This window comes from Micromonospora sp. RB23 (assembly GCF_053585025.1).
Window position 1 is genome coordinate 192,445 of record NZ_CM132111.1, and the last position, 21,063, is coordinate 213,507.

At 70.3% G+C, this 21,063-nt stretch carries 20 protein-coding genes; 9 read left to right on the plus strand and 11 right to left on the minus strand.

Annotated features, from left to right (window positions below):
- Positions 1-30: 30 nt before the first annotated feature.
- Positions 31-579 carry a GNAT family N-acetyltransferase gene (locus ACTFTM_RS00805; protein ID WP_449566504.1) on the minus strand — a complete coding sequence of 183 codons (549 nt, stop codon included), beginning with the start codon at positions 577-579 and terminating at the stop codon, positions 31-33.
- Between the two features lie 134 nt (positions 580-713).
- Here ACTFTM_RS00805 and ACTFTM_RS00810 point away from each other — a divergent pair, with 134 nt between their 5' ends.
- Together ACTFTM_RS00810 and ACTFTM_RS00815 are read left to right on the plus strand one after the other, a co-directional pair.
- Positions 714-1,259, plus strand: coding sequence for a DoxX family protein (locus tag ACTFTM_RS00810; protein ID WP_449563982.1), 546 nt, complete (start codon positions 714-716; stop codon positions 1,257-1,259).
- A 215-nt stretch (positions 1,260-1,474) separates the two neighbouring features.
- Positions 1,475-2,920 carry a glycosyltransferase 87 family protein gene (locus ACTFTM_RS00815; RefSeq protein WP_449563983.1) on the plus strand — a complete coding sequence of 482 codons (1,446 nt, stop codon included), beginning with the start codon at positions 1,475-1,477 and terminating at the stop codon, positions 2,918-2,920.
- A 7-nt stretch (positions 2,921-2,927) separates the two neighbouring features.
- Here the strand turns inward: ACTFTM_RS00815 and ACTFTM_RS00820 are convergent, their stop codons facing one another.
- The 5 genes from ACTFTM_RS00820 to ACTFTM_RS00840 all read right to left on the minus strand — a co-directional run bounded on the left by ACTFTM_RS00820 (position 2,928) and on the right by ACTFTM_RS00840 (position 8,976).
- Positions 2,928-3,356 (minus strand): molybdenum cofactor biosynthesis protein MoaE, encoded by a 429-nt coding sequence (locus ACTFTM_RS00820; protein WP_449563984.1) that lies wholly within the window; start codon positions 3,354-3,356, stop codon positions 2,928-2,930.
- Positions 3,353-4,609: a molybdopterin molybdotransferase MoeA gene (locus tag ACTFTM_RS00825; protein ID WP_449563985.1), complete on the minus strand. Its 1,257-nt coding sequence runs from the start codon at positions 4,607-4,609 to the stop codon at positions 3,353-3,355. The genes ACTFTM_RS00820 and ACTFTM_RS00825 overlap by 4 nt, the downstream gene beginning before the upstream one ends.
- Positions 4,610-4,662: 53 nt before the next feature.
- Positions 4,663-5,133, minus strand: coding sequence for a MogA/MoaB family molybdenum cofactor biosynthesis protein (locus ACTFTM_RS00830; RefSeq protein ID WP_449563986.1), 471 nt, complete (start codon positions 5,131-5,133; stop codon positions 4,663-4,665).
- On the minus strand, positions 5,130-5,621 hold the full coding sequence (gene moaC, locus ACTFTM_RS00835) for a cyclic pyranopterin monophosphate synthase MoaC (protein WP_449563987.1): 492 nt from the start codon (positions 5,619-5,621) through the stop codon (positions 5,130-5,132). Before moaC ends, ACTFTM_RS00830 begins: the two co-directional genes overlap by 4 nt.
- 265 nt (positions 5,622-5,886) lie before the next feature.
- Entirely contained in the window at positions 5,887-8,976 is a 3,090-nt protein-coding gene (locus ACTFTM_RS00840) for an AfsR/SARP family transcriptional regulator (protein WP_449563988.1), read from the minus strand.
- A gap of 529 nt (positions 8,977-9,505) precedes the next feature.
- Here ACTFTM_RS00840 and ACTFTM_RS00845 point away from each other — a divergent pair.
- From ACTFTM_RS00845 to ACTFTM_RS00870, 6 genes are all read left to right on the plus strand, one after another.
- Positions 9,506-12,028, plus strand: a complete 2,523-nt coding sequence (locus ACTFTM_RS00845; protein WP_449563989.1) for a putative bifunctional diguanylate cyclase/phosphodiesterase — start codon at positions 9,506-9,508, stop codon at positions 12,026-12,028.
- Positions 12,029-12,105: 77 nt separating this feature from the next.
- Positions 12,106-13,419, plus strand: a complete 1,314-nt coding sequence (locus ACTFTM_RS00850; protein WP_449563990.1) for a glycosyltransferase 87 family protein — start codon at positions 12,106-12,108, stop codon at positions 13,417-13,419.
- A 41-nt stretch (positions 13,420-13,460) separates the two neighbouring features.
- Positions 13,461-14,093 (plus strand): phosphoribosyltransferase, encoded by a 633-nt coding sequence (locus ACTFTM_RS00855; RefSeq protein ID WP_449563991.1) that lies wholly within the window; start codon positions 13,461-13,463, stop codon positions 14,091-14,093.
- 22 nt (positions 14,094-14,115) lie between these two features.
- Positions 14,116-14,502 carry a TFIIB-type zinc ribbon-containing protein gene (locus tag ACTFTM_RS00860; protein ID WP_449563992.1) on the plus strand — a complete coding sequence of 129 codons (387 nt, stop codon included), beginning with the start codon at positions 14,116-14,118 and terminating at the stop codon, positions 14,500-14,502.
- Between the two features lie 100 nt (positions 14,503-14,602).
- Positions 14,603-15,280, plus strand: coding sequence for a maleylpyruvate isomerase N-terminal domain-containing protein (locus ACTFTM_RS00865; RefSeq protein WP_449563993.1), 678 nt, complete (start codon positions 14,603-14,605; stop codon positions 15,278-15,280).
- A gap of 4 nt (positions 15,281-15,284) precedes the next feature.
- Complete coding sequence (locus ACTFTM_RS00870; RefSeq protein ID WP_449563994.1) at positions 15,285-15,494, plus strand: helix-hairpin-helix domain-containing protein; 210 nt, start codon at positions 15,285-15,287, stop codon at positions 15,492-15,494.
- A gap of 79 nt (positions 15,495-15,573) precedes the next feature.
- Here ACTFTM_RS00870 and dnaB read toward each other — a convergent pair whose 3' ends face one another.
- Positions 15,574-16,977, minus strand: coding sequence for a replicative DNA helicase (gene dnaB, locus ACTFTM_RS00875; protein ID WP_449563995.1), 1,404 nt, complete (start codon positions 16,975-16,977; stop codon positions 15,574-15,576).
- A gap of 396 nt (positions 16,978-17,373) precedes the next feature.
- On the opposite strand from dnaB, the gene ACTFTM_RS00880 reads away from it, so the two are divergent.
- Positions 17,374-18,939: a hypothetical protein gene (locus tag ACTFTM_RS00880; RefSeq protein ID WP_449563996.1), complete on the plus strand. Its 1,566-nt coding sequence runs from the start codon at positions 17,374-17,376 to the stop codon at positions 18,937-18,939.
- Positions 18,940-19,023: 84 nt separating this feature from the next.
- On the opposite strand, the gene rplI is transcribed toward ACTFTM_RS00880, so the two are convergent.
- The 4 genes from rplI to rpsF all read right to left on the minus strand — a co-directional run bounded on the left by rplI (position 19,024) and on the right by rpsF (position 20,683).
- Entirely contained in the window at positions 19,024-19,470 is a 447-nt protein-coding gene (gene rplI, locus ACTFTM_RS00885) for a 50S ribosomal protein L9 (RefSeq protein ID WP_007453817.1), read from the minus strand.
- Positions 19,471-19,484: 14 nt separating this feature from the next.
- Positions 19,485-19,724: a 30S ribosomal protein S18 gene (gene rpsR / locus ACTFTM_RS00890; RefSeq protein ID WP_007073789.1), complete on the minus strand. Its 240-nt coding sequence runs from the start codon at positions 19,722-19,724 to the stop codon at positions 19,485-19,487.
- Positions 19,725-19,765: 41 nt separating this feature from the next.
- Entirely contained in the window at positions 19,766-20,302 is a 537-nt protein-coding gene (locus ACTFTM_RS00895; protein WP_433536288.1) for a single-stranded DNA-binding protein, read from the minus strand.
- Positions 20,303-20,392: 90 nt separating this feature from the next.
- The gene (gene rpsF / locus ACTFTM_RS00900) at positions 20,393-20,683 is read right to left on the minus strand and encodes a 30S ribosomal protein S6 (protein WP_007453836.1); all 291 of its coding nucleotides are present in this window, start codon (positions 20,681-20,683) and stop codon (positions 20,393-20,395) included.
- Between the last annotated feature and the right edge of the window lie 380 nt (positions 20,684-21,063).

Here is a 21,063-nt window from a genome sequence, read left to right on the forward strand (position 1 = left end):
GCCCGACGAGGTGCGGTGCAGGCCGGCGCGTCAGACCTGGGACCAGGGCGCGGGAAAGACGACCTCGCCGCGCGGCGGCGCGTCCTCCTCACTGGTGGACGGCGGCAGCACCAGCGCCTGCCACGGCTCGCCGAGACCGGCCCACGGACTGCTGAGACCCAGTTCGGCTGCCGGCCCGAAGCCGAAGCGGCGGTAGAAGGCCGGGTCACCGAGCACCACGACCAGCCGCTCACCCAACTCGGTGGCGGCGTCCAGAGCGGCCTGCACGACCGCGCTGCCGTGCCCGACCCGCTGTCGGTGCGGCGCCACGGCGACCGGCCCGAGTGCCAGGGCCGCCACCACGGCACCCCGTTCGGGTCGCACCCCCACCCGGGTGAGCAGCGCGTATCCGACGACCTCACCGCCGTACTCGGCGACCATGGCCAGCTCGGGCAGCCAGGCGTCGGTGCCCCGGAGGTCGTCGACCAGTCCCACCTCCGGCGGCGTCTGCACGTCCGGGCGCGCGAACGCCGAGGCCAGCACCCGACGCACCGGGCCGGCGTCAGCCGCGTCCTCGGGGCGGAGCCGCAGGGTCGTCACCCGCGCGACGTTACCCGTCACGCCCCGTCCATCAGCGATGGTCGCTCGATTCGGCGTGGCGCGCGAGCACGCCGACCGATCCGGATCCGGCGGTTGCCCGGGTAGCAAACGCCGCGACGGGGTATGACTGATCCATGACGCCCGTACGTTCCCTCGCCCGCGCCATGTTGAGCGGCATCTTCGTGATCCAGGGCTACCGCAACTTCCGCAACCCGCACCGACTGGCAGAGGCCGCCAAGCCGGTGACCGACAAGGTCGCGCCGTTGTTGCAGAAGGCGCACCCGAGCTTCCCCACCGACACGGAGTCGTTGATCCGGCTCAACGCGGCAACGCAGGTCGGGGCGGGGTTGATGCTGGCCACCGGGCGGTTCAGCCGGCCCGCCGCACTGGTCCTCGCCGGCACCCTCGTGCCGGTGACCATCGCCGGGCATCCGTTCTGGAAGAACGACGACCCGATCGCCAAGAACAACAACCAGATCCACACCCTCAAGAACCTCGGGCTCTTCGGCGGTCTGCTGCTCGCCGCCGCCGACACCGGCGGCAAGCCCGGTATCCGCTGGCGTACGGGCCACCGCATCGGCCACTCTCGACGTTCCGTGCAACGCGCCGTACGCACCGCCCGCCGCGAGGCACGGATCGCCGTCCGGTCGGCGGCCACCGCGCGTCGACTCCCAGGCTGACCTGCCTCGATGCCTCTCGTTGTCACCCCCATCCCCCGCTAAGGCCGCGAATTACCTGAACCACCCGGTAGGCGTTAACGCGGTGGAAATGTCAAAAACATGTGTGGGATCGGACACGGTCGCATAACGCGGGAGGCACTGACGTGAGGCGCCGTTCTAGGCTCCGTGCAGGACCTGGACGGGTAGGACGACCTTGGTACGGGGGTGGCCACGCCATGCCGACGACTGTCGGTAGACGGGCGGACCGCCTCGCCCCAGTACAGCGCATGACCCGGGGGATCGATCGCAGGAATGTCGTACGCGGCGCCATCGTGGTCGCCGTCGCCTACGCCGCATGGCTCGCCATCGGCGAGTTCGGGCGTCCGTACAACTTCTTCGACATGAAGATCTACCACGGCGCGGTGGTGTGGTGGGCGAGCGGTCACGAGCTCTACGAGTTCATCGCGCCCGGCACCACGCTCGGTTTCACCTACCCGCCGTTCGCCGGACTCGTCATGTTGCCGATGGCCCAGCTGCCGATCGGCGCGGCCGGAATGGTCAACGCCCTCGCCAGCATCGCCGCGCTGGCCCTGGTGCTGGCCGGGCTGCTACGGCCCATCGTGGACCGGTTGGCGTGGCCACTGTGGTTCACCGTGGCCCTGGCCGTTCCGCTCGCCCTCGCCATCGAGCCCAGCCGCGAGACCCTGGGCTACGGCCAGGTCAACCTCCTGCTGTTCGCCCTGATCATGGCGGACCTCATCGGGTTGCGCTGGCGCTCCCGCCGGGGCACCCACTACGCCGCGAGCGACGGCCCGCTGCTGCGCTTCGTCTACGGCGGCGCCTGGGCGGGAGCCGGCATCGGTCTGGCCACCGCCGTCAAGCTCACCCCGGCGCTGTTCATCGCCTACCTGCTGATCACCCGGCAGTGGCGGGCGGCGGCCACCGCGGTCGGCACCGCCATCGGCGTGACCATCGGGACCTTCGCGATCGTCGGCGACGAATCACGTACCTACTTCGGCAGCGTGCTCTGGCAGACCGAGCGGGTCGGCGCGGCCGACATGACGCCGAACCAGTCGCTCGCCGGTCTGCTGGCCCGCCTGTACGACTCGATCGAGACCCCCGGCCTTCTCTGGCTCGCCTTCTCGGTGCTGATCCTGGCGCTGGGCCTGTCCCGCGCGGCCAGTTCCCGCGCCGACGGCGACGAGTTGACCGCGTTCACGCTCGTCGGTCTGACCGCCAACGTGATCAGTCCGATCTCCTGGACGCACCACCTCGTCTGGGTGATCCCGGCGATCATCGTGCTGGCCGATGCCGCCGTACGCCGCCGCGAGGCGAGCAGGGGCCTCACACAGCGCACCGGGCAGGGGTCGGCGTTCGCTGGCCTGAACGGCCTCAACGCCCTTCGCCCGCCGATCTGGTATCCCACGCTGACCGGGCTCCGGCACGGCGTCGCCGCTGTCGGGCTCTACCTGCTGTTCCTCATCTCGCCCATCTGGCCGTACGAGCACCAGTTGCCGGAGGTGTCGCACTACCAGGACGGCCTGTTCGGGGCGCTGATGGAGAACTCGCTGGCTCTCGCCCTGATCGTGCTGGTCGCGGCACTGCCCTGGCGGCCGGGCGCCGAGCCGGCCTTCTACGGCGAACGACTCGCCCGGGCAGTGGTGGTGAACGGCCGCCGCTGAGCAGCGGTCAGGGACAGTTGACCCACTCTTCGGTGCCGTCGACGAAGACCTGCCGCTTCCAGATGGGCAACCGGGCCTTGGCCTCGTCGACCAGCCGGGCACACGCGGCGAAGGCGGCGGCGCGGTGCGCCGTGCTCACCGCTGCTACCAGCGCCACGTCACCGATGGCCAACGGGCCGACCCGGTGTGAGACCGCCACCGCGTACACGTCGGGGTCGGCCGCGATCTCGGCGGCGACCTCGCGCAGCACCTGCACGGCGCTCGGATGCCCCTCGTAGTCCAGGCTCACCACCACGCGCCCGTGGTCGTGGTCGCGGACGACGCCCTGGAAGGAGACGACCGCGCCGGCCCGACGGTCGGCGACCGCCGCCTCGTGGGCGGCGAGGTCCAGGGGCCGGTCGGTGACCTCGACGACGGTGATCGCCGGTGCCGTCACGACGCCCGCTCCCCGGGCAGCAACGGCAGCGGCACGATCGGCACCCGGTCGCCCTGCGCACCGTTGGTGCCCGGTCGGATGACGGCGAACCCGTCGGCGCCAGCGAGGCCGCGCAGCATCGCCGAACCGACATGCCGCACCGGGTACGCGGTGCCGGCGGCCCGGTCCAGCCGGACCAGCGCCAGATGGGTGTGGTCGCCGCGCCCCGGCACCGCCTCGGCCAACGTGGCCTGCGGCAACACCGGCATCGAGCGACCCGCGAGGCCGGCGAGTAGCGGCGCGACCAGTGACACCAGCGCGACGATGGCGGACTGCGGATTGCCGGGCAGACCGGCGACGAACCGGACCCGCCCGTCCGGGTCGGCCAGCCGGGCCAGCAACATCGGGAAGCCCGGCCGGACCGCCACCGTGTTGACCACGTAGTCGGCGCCCAGCGCCTCCAGGGTCGGGTGCAGGTGGTCGACCGGACCGTGCATCGTGCCGCCGGTGGTGCAGACCAGGTCGGCGTTGGCCAGCGCCGCACGCAACGCCGCCACGTGCGCGGGCAGCGTGTCGGCCACCGGCCCCACCACGTCCGAGGGGCGGACGTGGCAGCCGTACCGCCGCAGCCACGCCGGCACCGCCGGGCCCAGCGCGTCACGCACCCGGCCCGCCGCCGGCGGACCCGCCGTCAGCAACTCGTCGCCGAAGACCAGCAGCGCGGCGCGCGGCGCGCGCCGGACCCGCAGCGTGTCGTGGCCGCAGGACGCGGCCAGGCCGATCACCGCCGGGTCGACCGGCGTGCCGACGGGCAGGAGCTCCTCATCGGCGTACGCCTCCTCGCCCGGTTGCCGCCACTCCGGCGTCGGTCGGGGCGTTCCGCTGACCAGACCGTCGGCGACGGTGGACTCCTCGACGCGCAGCACGGCGCTGGCGCCCTCCGGGACCATCGCCCCGGTGGCGATCTCGACGGTCGTGCCGTCCTCGGTGAGCGGCCCGGGGGTGTTGCCGGCCAGTACCCGCCCGACGATCCGCCACGGCCCGTCGCCCCGGACGGCCCAGCCGTCCACGCTGGAGGTCGGGAACGCGGGCAGGTCGGTGCGGGTGGTCAGGGGCTCGGCCAGGGTCAGCCCGTCGGTGTCGACCAGCGGCCGGGCGACGGCGGGCAGTGCGGCGGCCAGCCCCACCGCGTACACCCGGGACCGCGCCTCCTCCCACCCGGCCGGCGGGGGCGCGGCGACCTGGTCCGCCGTTGGTGTGGTTTCCGTTCGCACCGACCGAGCCTATCGGCACCGACCGACGCGTGGCGCGGCCTGGGACGACCCGTTCAGTGATCGCCGCCGCGCAGTTGGTCGACGGTGTGGCCGAGGATCGGCCCGAGCACGGCCAGCCCGTCGCGGGCGCCGCCCGTCGAGCCGGGCAGGTTGACCACCAGCATCCGGCCGGCCACCCCGGCCAACCCCCGGGACAGAACCGAGGTGGGCACCCGCGCCCGGCTGTGCGATCGGATCGCCTCGGCGATGCCGGGGATCTCGTAGTCCAGCAGGGCCCGGGTCACGTCCGGTGTGCGGTCGGACGGTGTGACGCCGGTGCCACCGCTGGTCACCACCACGTCGACACCGTCGCTGACGGCCTGCCGCAGAGCGTCGCCGACGGGCTCACCGTCGGGCACCACCACCGGATCGTCCACCTGGCAGCCCAACTCACGCAGGCCCGCGACGAGCAGTGGGCCACTGGTGTCGGCGTAGACGCCGGCCGCCGCCCGGTTGGACGCGACGATCACCCGAGCCCGGATCACGGCCGGTCCTCCGGCCGGACCCACTCGCCGGTCTTGCCGCCCTCCTTGCGGAGCACCCGCACCGCCTCCACCGAGGCCGCCGGGTCGACCGCCTTGACCATGTCGATCAGCGCGAGGCCGGCGACCGCGACGGCGGTCAGCGCCTCCATCTCGACTCCCGTCCGGTCGGCCGTGCGGGCGGTGGCGGTGATCTCCACGGTGTCCGTCGTCAATCGCAGGTCGACGGTGACGCCGTGCAGAGCGATCGGGTGGCACAGCGGAATCAGCTCGGGAGTGCGCTTCGCCCCCATGATGCCGGCGAGCCGGCCCACCGCCAGCGCGTCACCCTTGGGCAAACCGTCGCGGTGCAGCAGGTCGATGACCTCTGCCGTGGTGCGCAGACGGCCCGCCGCGACGGCCAGCCGACCGGTCACCGACTTGGCGGAGACATCGACCATGCGGGCCGCGCCGGCACCGTCGACGTGGCTGAGCTGCGCGGGTTCGGTCACGGCCGTGAGCCTATCGGTGCGGTACGACGTCCGGGCGCTCGGAAGGGGCGACGGCACAGCAACTCGCCGGGTGCGAGGGCGCATTCACCGGACCATCACCCCTTCCTGGCCGGACCCGCCACCGAAGTCGCTGGGGGTGACCCGGTGACGGGCGTGTCTCGACGACCTGGTTCTGCCCAGGGGGCAGAACCTCCCCCGTTCGTCGATACGCCGCACAAGCTACCGAGCCCGGCGATAAGAAATCGATAAGAGACGTTCGGGCAGGTCAGCGACCTTTCTCGCCGTCCAGCTCGGCAAGGTGACGCTCCACGTCGAGGCGTTCCGGCACACCCATCCGGCGGAAGATCGCGAGTGCCCGTTCCCAGTGCCGCCGGGCCTCGGCCGGATCGACACTGACGAAGTGTTCGGCCAGCCCGGCCAGAGCCCGCCCCTGCTCGTGCGGGTGTGCGATCCGGGTCGCCAGCCGCAGGGCCGCGTGGTGCATCTCGGCTGCCTCGCGGTCCCGCCCACGTGCCCGCAACGTGCTGCCCAACTCGTTCAACGCCGCAGCCTCGACGTGCCGTTCGCTCGAACCGACCGCCAGGCTGCGGGCCAACTCGTGCTCCTGTTGGGCGGCTACCAGACGCCCAAGACCGCGATAGGCGACACCGAGGTCCAGGCGCACCTCCGCCTCTCCGTAGCGGTGGCCGGTACGGTCGCGAAGCGCCAGCGAAGCCTTGAGGATCCTGATCGCCTGGGGAAGGTCCCCCTTACGTGCCCGTACCGCCCCGATGTGGCTGAGGGCATTGAGCAGATGGAATTCGCTCGAATTCGTCCGAGCCCAGGCCAGGTGACGCCGATGCATCCACAACGCCTCTTCGTAACGACCCAGTGACGTCAGAGCCAGACCGACATTTGGTAGGGCCATCGGCACCCCGACATTGCCGTAGCCCTTGTAGTCACGGAGGCGTTCCATACCGAGCGCCACCGCTTCGGTGAGGTGGCCGCTCCAGTAATAGACGGGAGCCAGATTGGCCTGGTAGCGGGCCGTGTTCACCATGTCCCGCGATTCCTTGGAAAGCTCGACCGCGCGGGTCAGATGCTCGAGCGCTCTCCGGTTGTCACCGGTCTTGACGTAAGCGGAAGCGAGGTAGTTGTGCATCTGCGCCGTCGGTTCGGTCTCGCCCGTCATTTCAGCCGCGGCCAGCCCATGTCGGTGGGTCGTGACGATGTCCTCGAAGTATCCGCGGATGTAGCAGAATCGCCAGAGGGCGCGAGCCAGACGCCATGCGTGTTGGTGGAAGCCCGACTCATGGGCTGACGCCACCATCGTCACCAGGTCAGCCCGCTCCGCTTCCAACCACTCGACGCTCGGCTCCCCAAGAGTCTCGAGCAGCTCGGATCGGTCGAAGGCAAGGTGGTCTACCTGGCTTCTGATGACAATTGGCTCGAGAGTCTCGGCGATCCGCAGTGCCACTTCCAGGATGAAGTCGAACAGTTGGGCCAAAGCCGACCGCCGGTCCTGCGGGGAATCCACGCGGATGCACAACTCGACCGAATACTGACGCATCAGGTCGTGCAAGCCGTACTGCCCGGAGTTCAGGTCCTGTGCGAGGTGCCGGTCGGTGAGATCGTCGAGAGCGGCACGCGCTTCCGTCACCGTCAGCCCGGTCAGCGCCGCGACCGTCGTTGGACTGAACCGACTGCCGGGATACAGGCCCAGGAATCGAAAGACCCGCTTCCTCGACTCGGGAAGAGGCTCGTACGAGGTGGCGAACGCTCCAGTGACCGTGCTGTTTTCCCCGCCCAGGTGCGGAAGAACCGACGTGGCACCGGCCATCTGTGCTGCGAGATCCGCCAACCGCCAACCGGACCGATGAGCCAGCCGGGCCCCCGCCAGGCGAATCGCCAGAGGGAGGCGGCCGCACCGTTGGACCACCTCAGCGGCTGCTTCCGGCTCGGCGTCGACCCGTTCCCGTCCCACGCTCAACGCCAACAGGTCCACGCCCTCCTCGGGCGACATGACCGGCAGGGACTGGGACGTCCCGAGATCAGGGTGGGTGAGACGCCGCCGCGACGTCACCAGGACGACGGCGGTCGGCTCGATCGGCAGGAGCGGAAGGATCTGGTCGCTGCTGGCGGCATTGTCCAGAATGATCACCGACCTGCGGAGGGCCAGCTCGCGTCGCCAGAGTTCCGTCCGGTCGTCGAGGTCGACCGGTATCCGCTCGGACGGCACTCCGAGCTGGCGAAGCAGGACGACCAGGGCCGACGCCGGTCTCATGAGATCCTTCTCGCCATGCCCGCGCAGGTCGACATACAAGCGGGCGTCCGGATACCGGTCACCCAGTCGACGGGCCAGGTGCACGGCGAGTGTCGTCTTGCCGCTGCCGGCCATCCCGTCGATGAGGTGCAGGGCCGGGACGCGGTCCTCGACACGCCGCGTCTCCGCCAACAGTCGTGCCACCGCGGCCTCCCGGCCGACGAAATCGGTGACCGAACGGGGCAGATGATCCACCCCGGCGACCACGGCCCCTGGCTTGGCCGCCGGGTGTTCCGTCGGCAGGGACCGGGACGCAACGAACCGTCCCACCCGGCCTTCACGGCGAGCGACGACCTCGGAGGCCGACTTCGGCATCTCGGTGACGATCAGGCGCCGCAACTCTTCGATCTTGCTGCCCGGGCGCACCCCCAACTCCGTGATCAGTTGCTGACGAATCTCGTCATACATGACAAGCGCCTCCGCGCTGTCACCGCGCTCCTGCAGGGCGCGCATGAGGAGGAGGTACGTCGGTTCCCGGAGCGGATGGCGGGCAGCCACCTCCCGCAGCGGTGGAATCGCGAGATCATGCCGTCCGGACCGGAGGTGGACCTCGGCGAGAAGTTCCACCGCCAGGAGACGTTCCTCCTCAGCGCCCACGGTTCGAGCCTGCAGGACGGGTCCGAGCGGCAGACCGGCGAGCATGGAACCCCGCCACCGGGCCAGAGCACACTCCAGTAGTTCCGACGCTTGGGCCAGGTCGCCGGCGCCCAGGGCGTCCCGGCCCGCGTAAAGCTCCTTCTGGAAGCTGAAGACATCGATCACGTCCGGCCGCAAGGCGAGTCGATAGACGTTCCCGTGCCGCACGAGAGTCACGTCGGGCAGCGCCAACGTCTCGAACTTCCGGCGCAGGTTCGCCGCGTAGGTCCGCACATTCGCTACGGCTGATCGCGGAGGATGGTCGGCCCACAGCTCGTCTACGAGATCGTCCATCGTCACTAGCTGGCCTGGTTGGACCGCCAGCATCGCGAAGATTACCTGTTGTTTCGGTGTGCCCAAGTGCAACTTGTGGTCAGCAACCAGCACCTGCATGTCACCTAGCAGGTTGATCTTCACCGTTCCCCCGAATTCACATCCATCGGTGTTTAGCTGATCACACGGGGAAAGGGTATCGGTGTCCACAATTCAGACCAAGCTCTCGACCAGCTCGCCCAAACCCACACCCACCAGGCAAGAGAGGCCAGATTCTGCCCGACCGGATTGAGTCTGGACCCGAACTGACGGATGAGGCCCACCGCACGCCGTCGCCACACTAGGGAGGAGGGTCGCAACGCCGATAGCCTCTCAGCAGCGCGCAAGCTGCGGATCGCCAGTGCAGTACGACCGCGCTCCGCTCAGGCGGCATGGACAGACCGTCACAAAGCTCGCCAGCTTGGCTAATGTTGCGTATACCGACATTTATTGCTACTAAAACCGCGTAGCTCCTCTTAGGCTCCCGTCACGAGAACGGTTCCGGAATACGGAAACGGCCGGACGAGTGGAGGGAGCATGCAATGCGCGGCAGCGACTGGTACTGACATCCGGGTGACACTGAGCGGTAAGCTCCCGTCGTCAACAGGTAACTGTCGGCGACGACGGGAGCTTCATGGGCCAGGGGTCACCGCAGAGTCCCAGGACAGATCGGCAGCTTCTGCTGCTCGTCGGTCTCATCGTCGTCATGGCAATCGTCCCCACGGTCGTCGCCGGGGCCGACGTGTTGACCCGTCCACCCAATTCCGTGGGCGACGGCGCTACGTTCGTGGCGCTGACCTTCATGACTGCGCTCGGCACGATCGTCATGGCGCCCATCCGCATCCGCTCCACCACACACGCCATCACCTGGGTCGAGACGGCGATCGTGATAGGGCTCGCCGTCGCACCACCGTCCTGGGTGGTCCTGGCAACGGGCGCCGGCGTTGGTGTGGGCTCAGTCATCATGAAGCTGCCGACGATCAAGGCAGCCTTCGCCGTCAGCAAGAACATCCTGGTGGCCGGTGGGGCGGGCGTCGCCACCCTGGCCGTCCACTGGCAGTGGCCGTCCGCCGGCGTGGTCGAACTGGCCTCTCTTCTCGGCATGATCTACCTGGTAGCGGCGCTGCTCGACGATCTGCTGGCGATTCCGGTGATCGCGCTGGCTACCAGCACGCCCATCTCGCGGCAGTTCCTGAACAACCTTGACCTCCGCATCGCCGGCTTCGGCGTGCGCTTCATCGTCGCCTTCTGCACGCTCCTCATCCTCCGGGAAGATCCCCGCCTGCTGCTCGCCGTCCCGCCACTGATGTTGAGCCTGCACCTCGCCTACTCCGCGCGCATCCGGGGCCGCACCGAGCAGCAGGCGTGGCAGCGACTCGCCCGCACCACCGACGCCCTCAACGTGGTGGACCTGGACAACGTGCTCACCACCGCCGTCACCCAGGCCGCCGAACTGTTCTCCGCCGACGAGGTCGAGATCGAGCTGCGCGACGGTGGTCGCACCGTCCGGGGCGCCACCGGCGGCATCACCTTCGACGGGTCGACCGACACACCCACCGAGGTGGACGGCACCGTCGTGCCCACCCCGCTGGAGGGCCACGACCGCTCCGTCGACGTCGGCGTCCTGCGCCTGCGCTTCCGTGGCCCGGTACAGCTGTCCGAGCGCGAGCAGTACACACTGCGTACCTTCGCCTCCGCGCTCTGCACGGCGGTCCGCAACGCCCAGGCGTACGCCGAGCTGGCCCGGGTGGCCGACGAACACGCGTACGCCGCCGCGCACGACGCCCTCACCGACCTCGCGAACCGGCGGCAGCTGCTCGATCAGGGCACCGAGCAGCTCAGTGCCCGGCATGCCGACGGGGTGACCGCTCTGGTGTTGATCGACCTCAACCACTTCAAGGAGGTCAACGACACCCTCGGTCACGCTGCGGGCGACCAGGTGCTGGTCCAGGTCGCCGACCGGCTACGCGGCGCCGCCCAGTCGAGTGACCTGGTGGCCCGACTCGGCGGCGACGAGTTCGCCGTACTCCTGCGCGGGCTACCGGCCCCGGCGGTGGCCGCGCACCGGGCCGAGACACTGCTGGCCGCCCTGCACGAGCCGTTCGAGTTGGACGGGATGCGGATCAGCGTGGAGGCCAGCGGCGGGATCTCGGTGGCCCCGGCCAGCGGCGGCATGCCCGAGCTGCTGCGCCGCGCGGACGTGGCGATGTACCAGGCCAAGCGGGCCGGGCAGCGGATCTCCACGTACGCCCCGACGCGGGACACCGCCGACCTGAACCGCCTCACCCTCGGCGGCGATCTGCCCCGCGCGGTCGCCGACCACGAGTTCATCGTCAACTTCCAACCCATCGTCGACCTGGGCACCGGCGAGGTGACCAGCGCCGAGGCGCTGGCCCGCTGGCACCACCCCACCCACGGGCTGATCGATCCGCTGCGCTTCCTGGAGGCGGTGGAACGCTCGGGGATGCTGCCGGCCTTCGCCGAGGCGATCCTCGACCAGGCACTGATCGCCGCCGCCGACTGGCGTGACGCCGGCTTCGACATACCGGTCGCGGTCAACGTCTCGCCGCGCAGCCTGCTCGACGCACGGTTCCCCGGCTCCGTGCTGGCCCGGCTGCGTGCCCACGACCTCCCACCCGAGCGGCTGGTGCTGGAGCTGACCGAGACGTTGACGCTCAGCCAACTCGACGTCGTCGACCGGGTCCTCAGCCGGCTCCGCGACGAGGGCGTCCGGTTGGCGCTGGACGACTTCGGCACCGGCTACTCCTCTCTCTCCCTGCTCTCCCGGATACCCGTGCACGAGCTGAAGATCGACCGCAGCTTCGTCACGACCATGGAGAGTTCGGCCGAGGCCGCAGCCGTCATCCGTTCCACCCTCGACTTGGGCCGTAGCCTCAACCTGGCGGTGGTAGCCGAAGGCGTGGAGAGCGAACCGCAGCGGCGCGCCCTCTGGGAGCTGGGCTGCTCGGCCGGCCAGGGTCACCTGTTCGCCCGACCGATGCCGGCCGGGACCCTGCTCGCCGCGTTGCAGCGCGGCTCGGGTGGCCAACCCGGCACTCTGGCACCGCCGCTGCACGACACGGGCGCGGTGATCCGCCTCAACCAGACCCGCCGCCAGGCCGGTCGTTCCCGCCCCGACCGCCACCTCCCGGCCTGACCGGGCACGGCCGCCCCGCCCAGGATGCGAGCAGGCAGCCAGCCGGGTGAACAGCGAGATCTGCCAGACTGGCGGCCGTGACCGCCGACGCCCCGACGCCCCGCCACCGGCGCTGGCGGACGCTCGACTCCGCCGCCGGCGGACTCGCCCTCGACCTGGGGCTCTACGCCGTGTCGGCCCTCTTCGCGGCGATCACCGCAAGCACGTCGACCCTCCTGCCCCACCGGGCCTGGGGTGCCGTCGCCGCCGCCGGCTACCTGGTCGCGACGCTGGCGGTGGTCGTCCAACTCCTGGTGCGGAGACGCGCCCCTCGGCTGGCCGGCCTCGCATCCCGCTGGGTGGTGACGGGCTTCGCCTGGGTGACCACCGCACTCCTGCCCGTGCTCTGGCAGAGCATCGAACGAGCCACCGGACGTGCCGACCGGGCGCAGGAAGAAGTGCTGGTCGTCGAGCAGGCGGGCATCCGACTGCTCGACCACGGCACGCCGTACCTCGGTCGGGACGCGATCGCCGCCCTGCCGCCCGGTGAACAACTGCTCGGATACACGCCGTACCAGCCGGGTATGGCGATGTTCGGCCTGCCCCGAGCCCTCGTCGACGCCTGGTGGACCGACGCCCGCGTGTGGTTCGCACTGGGCACCGCGCTGGCGCTCGCCCTGGCCGTGGCCGCGATACGCGCCGCGCCCTCCACCGGCACCCCGGATCACCGACGGGACGCCGCCCTGCTGCGGGCAGTGCAGGCCGCCACCGTCCTGCCCATCTGCGCGCTGACCCTGGCCACCGGCGGCGACGACCTACCCGTACTCGCGCTCTGCCTGCTGGCCCTCGCATTCGCCGCCGCCGGACGGCCGGGACGGGCCGGCCTCGCGGTGGGACTGGCCGGCGCGCTGAAGCTGTTCGCCTGGCCGATCGCCCTGGTCCTGATCGTCTGGGGTCTGACCCGGCGAGCCGGCGCCCGGGTCGCGGCCGGTGCGATCGGGTTGCCCGTGCTCGCCCTGCTCCCGGCGTTGCTCGTCGACCGTGGGGCCCTCACCGAGAACGTGCTGCGGTTCCCCCTCGGCCACGGCCTGGTCACCAGCCCGGCGCAGTCCCCGTTCCCCGGCCACCTGATCGCCACCGCCCTCCCCGGAGGCCGGCTGATCGCCGCGGCCCTCCTGGTCACGGCCGGCGTGGCCATCGCCGTCCGGCTCGCGCGACGACCGCCCGGCACCGCCGCGACCACCGCTTCGATCTGTGGGTACGGGCTACTCGCCGCCATCGCCCTCATGCCCTCCACCCGGTTCGGTTACCTGCTCTATCCGGTGGCCCTGCTCCTCTGGGCACCCGCCCTGCAACGCCCGGAGTCCGCACCGAACCTCGAGCATCTGCCCGGTCGGACCACATCGGTGTAACCGGCGGGCGAAACGACGTCGCACGGCGTACACCTGAAGGCATGACCACCTACCGCGACCGCGCCGAAGCGGGCCGGGTGCTCGCCGAACGGCTGACCGCCCTGGTCGGTGACCCGGACGCCGTCGTCCTCGGCCTGGTCCGCGGCGGCGTACCGGTGGCCCGGGTCGTCGCCGAACGGCTCGGCGTTCCCCTGGACGTGCTGGTCGTCCGCAAGCTCGGCATGCCCTGGGCGCGGGAGGTCGCCTTCGGCGCGCTCGGCCCCGGCGGCGTGCAGGTCCTCAACGACGCGATCGCCAGCCGTCTCAGCAGCGACGACATCGCCGAGGTCAGCCGCCGCGAACAGGTCGAGTTGGAGCGCCGCGAACGGCTCTACCGGGGCGGTCGCCCACCGCTGGACCTCACCGGGCGCGTCGCCGTGATCGTGGACGACGGTCTGGCCACCGGCGCTACCGCCCGTGCCGCCGTCGAGGTCGCCCGCCGGCTCGGTGCCCGCCGAGTGGTGGTGGCCGTACCGGTCGGCGCCCAGGAGGCGTACGAACTACTGGCCGCCGAGGCCGACCAGGTCATCTGCGCCCAACGCCCGCCGGAATTCAGCTCGGTGAGCGTCTACTACGACGACTTTCACGAGGTTTCCGACGACGAAGTCATCGAGGCGCTCACAGCAATCGCTTAGGTCGACCAGGTACCGTCGGGTGATGAGTGACCTCATCTGTCCCAAGTGTCGCGGCGAGATGCGCCAGTACGAGCGCAGCGGCGTCGTCATCGACCAGTGCGGCGAGTGCCGGGGCATCTTCCTCGATCGCGGCGAGCTCGAGAAGCTGTTCGAGGCAGAGGCCAACTGGAGTCGCCAGCAGGCCGGGCCGACCGCGCCGGCACAGCAGCCGGGCGGTTACGCGCCCCCACCCCCGCCACCGGCCCAGCACCAGCCCGGTTACGGCGCCGTCCCGCCGCCGCCGCCCCCACCGCCCGCGCACGGCTACCCGCCGGCGCCTGCCTACGGCCACCAGCAGCAGCACCACGGCTACCACGGCCACTACCGGCACAAGAAGCGCAAGAGCTTCCTCGACGAGATGTTCGGCTGAGCCCGGCCGGGCCTTTCGCCCGGGTCGATCCGGCGTCGACCCGGGCGACGTCGCTACCGACAGATTGGTCGAAGAGGCGGTCCGTGCGAGGCTGCATCGCATGACCGCCACGCGGCACAACGAGGCCCTCGCCGAGGCGTACGACGGCATCACCGCAGTGGTCGACGCCCTCGACGATGCTGACCTGCAACGGGCCACCCGATGCCGGGGCTGGCTCGTCGCCGATCTGCTCCTGCACGTCCTCGGTGACGCCCAGCGGGCTCTGGTGGCCCTGGCCAGTCCGGTCGACGGTCCCGCCGACGTGGACGACGTCTCCTACTGGCGCGGCTTTCCGGGCGGCGATGAACAGGCGGCCCGCCACGCCTGGTGGGTCCGGCGCTCGGCGTCCGCCTTCGACCGGCCGACCGGCATCGTCCGGCTGTGGAGGGAGACCGCCCCGGCGGCGGTCCGCGCCGCCGGATTCGCAGACCCCGAGGGGTACGTGACCACGCAGGGCCACGTGCTGCGCGTACCCGATTTCCTGGCCACCCTGACCACCGAGGCCGTGGTGCACCACCTGGACCTCACGCCGGAGCTGCCGGCCGCGCCGCCGCCCGGACCAATGGCGGTGGGTGTCGCCGTGTCCACGATGGACGGCCTGTTGAGCGATGACGCGGTCCGGCCCGCCGGGTGGGACGACCGGGAGTTCCTGTTGAAGGCGACCGGCCGTGTCACCCTCACCGATCGGGACCGGCTGGAGTTGGGCGAGGCGGCCGGCTGGTTCCCCCTGCTGGGGTGACGTGATGAACGATGGGGACATGGATCCTTCAACCGACATGCTGCCGAAGGTCGGTGCGCCGGCCACGCGCGCCTTGCACGACGCCGGATACACGACCCTGCGCGACCTCGCCGGGGTGCCCCGTACGGAGCTGGCCGCACTGCACGGCATGGGTCCGAAAGCGCTCGACATCATCCAGGCCGCCCTCGAGAAGCACGACCTCAGCCTGGGGTGATGCCCTGCTTCGGGCCGTTACCTCGGGCGATTCGGCCGTCGGCGGACCGGCGAGCCGCAGGGTGCGCCGAGGACGCCGATCATCCGATAGCCATGTCCACGAATCGCGACAGATGCAGCTGGGCTGCGACCGTCACCGTGTCCGTCGGTCCATTTCGATGCTTGGCAACAATGAAATCCGCCTCGCCCGCGCGCGGTGACTCCTTGTCGTAGTAGTCGTCGCGGTGCAGCAGGATGACAACGTCAGCATCCTGCTCAATTGATCCCGATTCGCGCAGGTCGGACAGCTGTGGGCGCTTGTCGGTGCGCTGCTCCGGGCCACGGTTGAGCTGACTCACCGCGATCACCGGGCACTCGACCTCCTTGGCCAGCAGCTTGAGGCCACGGGAGAGGTCCGCGACCTCCTGCTGCCGGCTCTCCGTCCGCTTCGGCGAGGTCATCAACTGGAGGTAGTCGACCACGATCATCTTGAGGTCGTGCCGCTGCTTGAGTCGGCGGGCCTTCGCCCGGATCTCCATCAGGTTCATGCTCGGCGTGTCGTCGACGAACAGCGGCGCCTCACTGATCTCACCCATGCAGCGGGCCAGCTTGGTCCAGTCGTCGTCGGAGAGCTGCCCGCTGCGCAGGACGTGCAGCGGCACCCGCGCCTCGGCCGAGAGCAGTCGCATGACGATCTCGACCTTGCTCATCTCCAGCGAGAAGATGGCAGCGGCCTGGTTTGCCCGAATAGCAGCATTTCTTGCGAAGTCCATGCTAGCGGTGGATTTGCCCAATCCAGGCCGGCCGGCAACGATCACGAGCTGCCCCGCGTGCAGGCCGTTGAGCAGCCGGTCCAGGTCGCTGAAGCCGGTCGGCACACCCGTCATCACGCCGCCCTGCGCGCCCACCGCCTCGATCTCGTCGAGCGTCGGCTGGAGCATGTCGGCCAGGACCGCGAAGTCCTCGCTGACCCGGCGTTCGGTGACGTCGTAGACGGCCTGCTGCGCGAGGTCCACGACGTCGTCGACGTCGCGGCTGCCGCCGCTGGCGGTGCCGTAGCCCAGCTGCACGATCTTGGTGCCGGCCTCGACGAGCCGACGCAGCACCGCCCGCTCACTGACGATGCGGGCGTAGTACGAGGCGTTCGCGGCGGTGGGAACGCTGGCGATGAGGGTGTGCAGATAGGGAGCCCCACCGATGCGGGCCAGGTCGCCCGAGTCGGTCAGGGCGGCGGCCACGGTGATCGGGTCGGCCGGCTCACCCCGACCGTAGATGTCGAGGATGGTGTCGAAGATGGTGGCGTGCACCGGCCGGTAGAAGTCGTTGGTCTTGAGGATCTCGACGACGTCGGCGATGGCGTCCTTGGACAGCAACATGCCGCCCAGCACGCACTGCTCGGCGGCGACGTCCTGGGGTGGAGTCTTGTCGAACTGGCCGTCCCGTTGCACGGGTGGCTGGCCGTTGCCGGACCGTGCCTCCGCCCGCATGTCGTCGGTGACCGACACCGGTCCCCCCTCCACTGCGTCGGATCCGTCTCAGCTGTACCGCCGAGGTACGACAGTTCTCTCGACCGAACCGGTCGATCGGGGGCCATCGCGCCGGCGGTCGAGGGCCAACCATACGGACCCCGAGGTCAGCGACTCAACAAGCGCGGTGGACGAGCCTCGGGACAACCTGTGGACGCCGGTGTACGAGCATGTGCGCAGGGTGTGCACAGCCTGTGGACAACCGCTGGGGAATTCTCGGCCGCAAGTCGTTGACCTGGCGAAATGCGGTCCCCACCCTGTGGAGGAGAATATTTCGGTCGGTTCTTTTACACGATCTTCCCGTACTATCTCCAGCGAACGGCTACACCTGGACAGCGGATCACGCTTTGGGTTCAGAAGGGTCACACTCCGGCCGTGAGTTACCGGGACTGGGGACGCGGGGAGGGCAGCCCGCGGGAGCGTCCGTCTACCGCCTCGTGGGGTCAGCCCGCGCTGCCCGCTCCGGCCGATCCGTACGACGAGGACGGGCGCTACCGCACCTCCAGTCGGCGACGTGCGCGGGACCGTGGACAGGACGAACCGGTCGACGCCTACCTGCCGCGGTGGGCGCTGGAATCCGGCGTCCAGCGGGCCGACGGCGGTGGACGGCACGCCGCGCCCGACGAGGACGAGGTCGAGGTCGAGGTCGAGCGCCCGAGTTCGGGTGCCGGCTGGCGCAGTGCCGAGACGACGGGCCGGCGACGGGCCGACGCGGGTGGTTGGCGTGAGCAGCCGGCGATCAGCGCGAGCGCTTGGCGTACGCAGCCGGCGATCGGCGCGGGTCCCGACTCGGACCACACCCGGGAGTGGACGCTCGACAGCCCTCAGGAGCAGGGCTACGCGGGTCGTCGACGCGCGGACTCGGCGGAGGAGGAGCCGGTCTCCGGCGCGGTGGCCGACCGTCGTCCCCGTCGCGCGCCGGCTGGCCGTCCTCAGGTGATCTGGTCCGGTGGCGACCTGGAGGCCGACTCGGCCGAGCCGACCTCCCGACCGGAGGCGAGCCGGCCGACACGGCGCAGCCGACGGGCGGCGGAGGAGTCGTGGACACGCCCGGCGGCCGATCCCTGGGATCGCGGGTCGGAGCGGGCGACCGAACCGGATCCGTCGTACGCGCCGGCGGTGGACCCCTGGGACGCGTCAGGCGTGCACGCGTGGCCACCTCCCGGCCCGGACACCACTGACCTGAGCGGGCAGTGGTCCCAGAGGGAGAGCGGCGGTGGTTGGGAGCGGTCGGACCGCACCGGCCAGTGGGAGCGGTCCGCGGTCGAGGACGACCAGTGGGACCGGACGCTGCCGCCACGCTCGGACCGCTTGACCGAGGGATGGCCGAGTCGGGACAGCGGCTTCTGGTCCGGTACGCGGTTGTCCGGCGACGACCCGCGCTGGATGGACACCACGACGACGTCGGCACCCCGGTCGCCGGTGGTGGGTTACACCGCCCCGCGGCCGCGCAGTGCGCCCGTACCCCCTCCTGGCGTGCGGCGGCGGGCGGACCGCTCGCCGGTCGGTACGGCGTCGGTGCGGCGTCGGGTCGAGTCGGTGGCGACGGGCGGTTGGGCGCGTCGTCTGGAGGACGATCTGCTCGACCCGGATCCCGGTGGATCCGTGCGGCCGCTGCTCTACACCACGGCCTGCTACCTGGTGCCGGCGATGCTGATCTTCGCGTGGTTGCTGACGCTTGACGCGCAGGCGCCTGCCGGCTGTGTCACCGACATCAGTGGGGGTGGCTGCGACTCGGCACGGTCACGCGCGTTGGAGTCGCTGCTCGCCGGCTCGCCGCGTTTCGGGTTGGCGCTGGTGAGCAGTCTGGTCGTGGCGGCGCTGCTGCGGCGGGTCGGCACGACGTGGCGGTCGGCGACGATCGCGCTCGCCGCCGCGGTGGTCGGCGGTGGTCTCTCCACAGTGCTGATCAGCGCGGTGACCGGTCAACCGATCGGCTGAGACGGGCGGGCCACGCGTGACGCATGCGCGAGGGCCCGCACCGATCGCTCGGTACGGGCCCTCGTCGTGTGGTGCAGCGGGTCGTCAGCCCTGAACGACGTTCAGGTTGAACGACGCGGTGACCTCGGGGTGCAGCTTGATCTTCACCGGGTAGGTGCCGGTCGACTTGATGTGACCGGGCACCTCCAGCCGGCGACGGTCCAGCACGGGACCGCCGGCGCCCTTGACGGCGTCGACGATCTCGGCCGAGGTGACCGAGCCGAAGAGCCGGCCGCCGTCGCCGGCGCGGGCCTTCAGGTTGACCTTGAGACCCTCGAGCTGGCCCTTGACCTCGTTGGCGTGGTCGAGGTCGCGGATCTCGCGGGCCGAGCGGGCCCGCTTGATGACCGTGACCTGCTTTTCCGCGCCCTTGGTCCAGGCGATCGCGAAGCCCTGCGGCAGCAGGTAGTTACGGCCGAAGCCGTCCTTGACCTCGACGATGTCGCCCGGGGCACCGAGGCCGGACACTTCCTGAGTCAGGATGATCTTCATATCGGTGCCTCCTCTCAGCGGGCCGTTGCGGTGTACGGCAGGAGCGCCATCTCGCGGGCGTTCTTGACCGCGCGGGCGATCTGCCGCTGCTGCTGCGAGGTCACGCCGGTGACCCGCCGAGCGCGGATCTTGCCGCGGTCGGAGATGAACTTGCGCAGCAGCGCCGTGTCCTTGTAATCGATGTAGGTGATCCCGTCCTTGTCGAGCGGGTTCACCTTCTTCTTCGGCTTGCGAAGTGCCGCAGCCTTGGCCATTGACCTTGCTCCTGGTTTGCGATCGCGGGCGCTCGGCGCCATTAGAACGGAGGCTCCTCGTCGAAGTTGCCGCCCGAACCGGCACGCGCGGGAGAAGGTGCAGCCGAAGCCCAGGGGTCGTCGAAGTTGCCTCCGCCGCCACCCTGGCCACCACCACCGCCGCCACCACCGAAGCCGCCGCCACCGCCACCGGAGCGGGACATCTTCTGCACCTTCGCCGTGGCGTAGCGCAGCGACGGGCCGATCTCGTCGACCTCAAGCTCGATGACGGTGCGCTTCTCACCCTCACGGGTCTCGTAGGACCGCTGACGCAGCCGACCCGAGACGATCACCCGAGCGCCGCGCTGCAGCGACTCGGCGACGTGCTCGGCGGCCTGCCGCCAGACGGTGCAAGCGAGGAACAGCGGCTCGCCGTCCTTCCACTCGCCCGACGCCTTGTCCATGAATCGGGGCGTCGAGGCGACACGGAACTTGGCGACCGCAGCCCCGGAGGGGGTGAACCGCAACTCGGGGTCATCGGTCAGATTGCCGATGACCGTGATGGTGGTGTCTCCTGCCATGACCATCTCCTCGCGCACTCAGCGTCTCGTCGTACAGGCTCTCAGAGCCGTACGACAGAGTCGCGGAGGCTGATCCGGGCGAACCGGGTTGAATGCCGGACTGAATGCTTAGCGCATCTCCGGCCGGATGACCTTGGTGCGCAGAACGGACTCGTTCAGCCGGAGCTGACGGTCCAACTCGGCCACGGCAGCAGGCGTGGCCTGCAGGTCGACGACGGCGTAGATGCCCTCGGCCTTTTTGTTGATCTCGAACGCGAGGCGCCGGCGGCCCCACACGTCCGTCTTCTCAACCGAGCCACCCGCGGTCCGAATCACGTTCAGGTACGTGTCGAGCGACGGGGCGACGGTGCGCTCCTCGAGGCTGGGGTCGAGGATCACCATGATCTCGTAATGACGCAAGACGTGCTCACCTCCTGTGGGCTAAGCGGCCACGGTCCTTCCGTGGCAGGAGGTCGTGCGTCGCTGCCCGCACGTGCCGGGGGAACCCGGCCGGACGCGGACAACCTGACCAGGATACCCGGTCCGGACGATCATGCCCGGGGTGGTCGGGTCGGCGTCGGGGACATGCCGACGGGGGCCCGCCACCTGACCGTCACTGGTCGGTGGCGAGCCCCCGTCAACGAGGCCGCGGAGCGTCCCGTCCGCATTCCTTGGGTGGGACCTGGGGAGGAACGACCACACCGATGAGGTTGGACCGGAGACGCCCCGCGGAGCTTTATCGTGTTGTTATCTGACGATACAACGGCTCTTGTACCTTGTCGGGGCAAAAGGCAGAAATT

Excerpts from the sequence above, each read along its gene's own strand:
- ACTFTM_RS00865 (WP_449563993.1), top strand. The coding sequence starts at position 14,603 with ATGACCGCCACGCGGCACAACGAGGCCCTCGCCGAGGCGTACGACGGC.
- ACTFTM_RS00815 (WP_449563983.1), top strand. The coding sequence starts at position 1,475 with ATGCCGACGACTGTCGGTAGACGGGCGGACCGCCTCGCCCCAGTACAG.
- ACTFTM_RS00870 (WP_449563994.1), top strand. The coding sequence starts at position 15,285 with ATGAACGATGGGGACATGGATCCTTCAACCGACATGCTGCCGAAGGTC.
- ACTFTM_RS00810 (WP_449563982.1), top strand. The coding sequence starts at position 714 with ATGACGCCCGTACGTTCCCTCGCCCGCGCCATGTTGAGCGGCATCTTC.
- rplI (WP_007453817.1), bottom strand. The coding sequence starts at position 19,470 with ATGAAGATCATCCTGACTCAGGAAGTGTCCGGCCTCGGTGCCCCGGGC.
- ACTFTM_RS00845 (WP_449563989.1), top strand. The coding sequence starts at position 9,506 with ATGGGCCAGGGGTCACCGCAGAGTCCCAGGACAGATCGGCAGCTTCTG.
- ACTFTM_RS00855 (WP_449563991.1), top strand. The coding sequence starts at position 13,461 with ATGACCACCTACCGCGACCGCGCCGAAGCGGGCCGGGTGCTCGCCGAA.
- rpsR (WP_007073789.1), bottom strand. The coding sequence starts at position 19,724 with ATGGCCAAGGCTGCGGCACTTCGCAAGCCGAAGAAGAAGGTGAACCCG.
- ACTFTM_RS00860 (WP_449563992.1), top strand. The coding sequence starts at position 14,116 with ATGAGTGACCTCATCTGTCCCAAGTGTCGCGGCGAGATGCGCCAGTAC.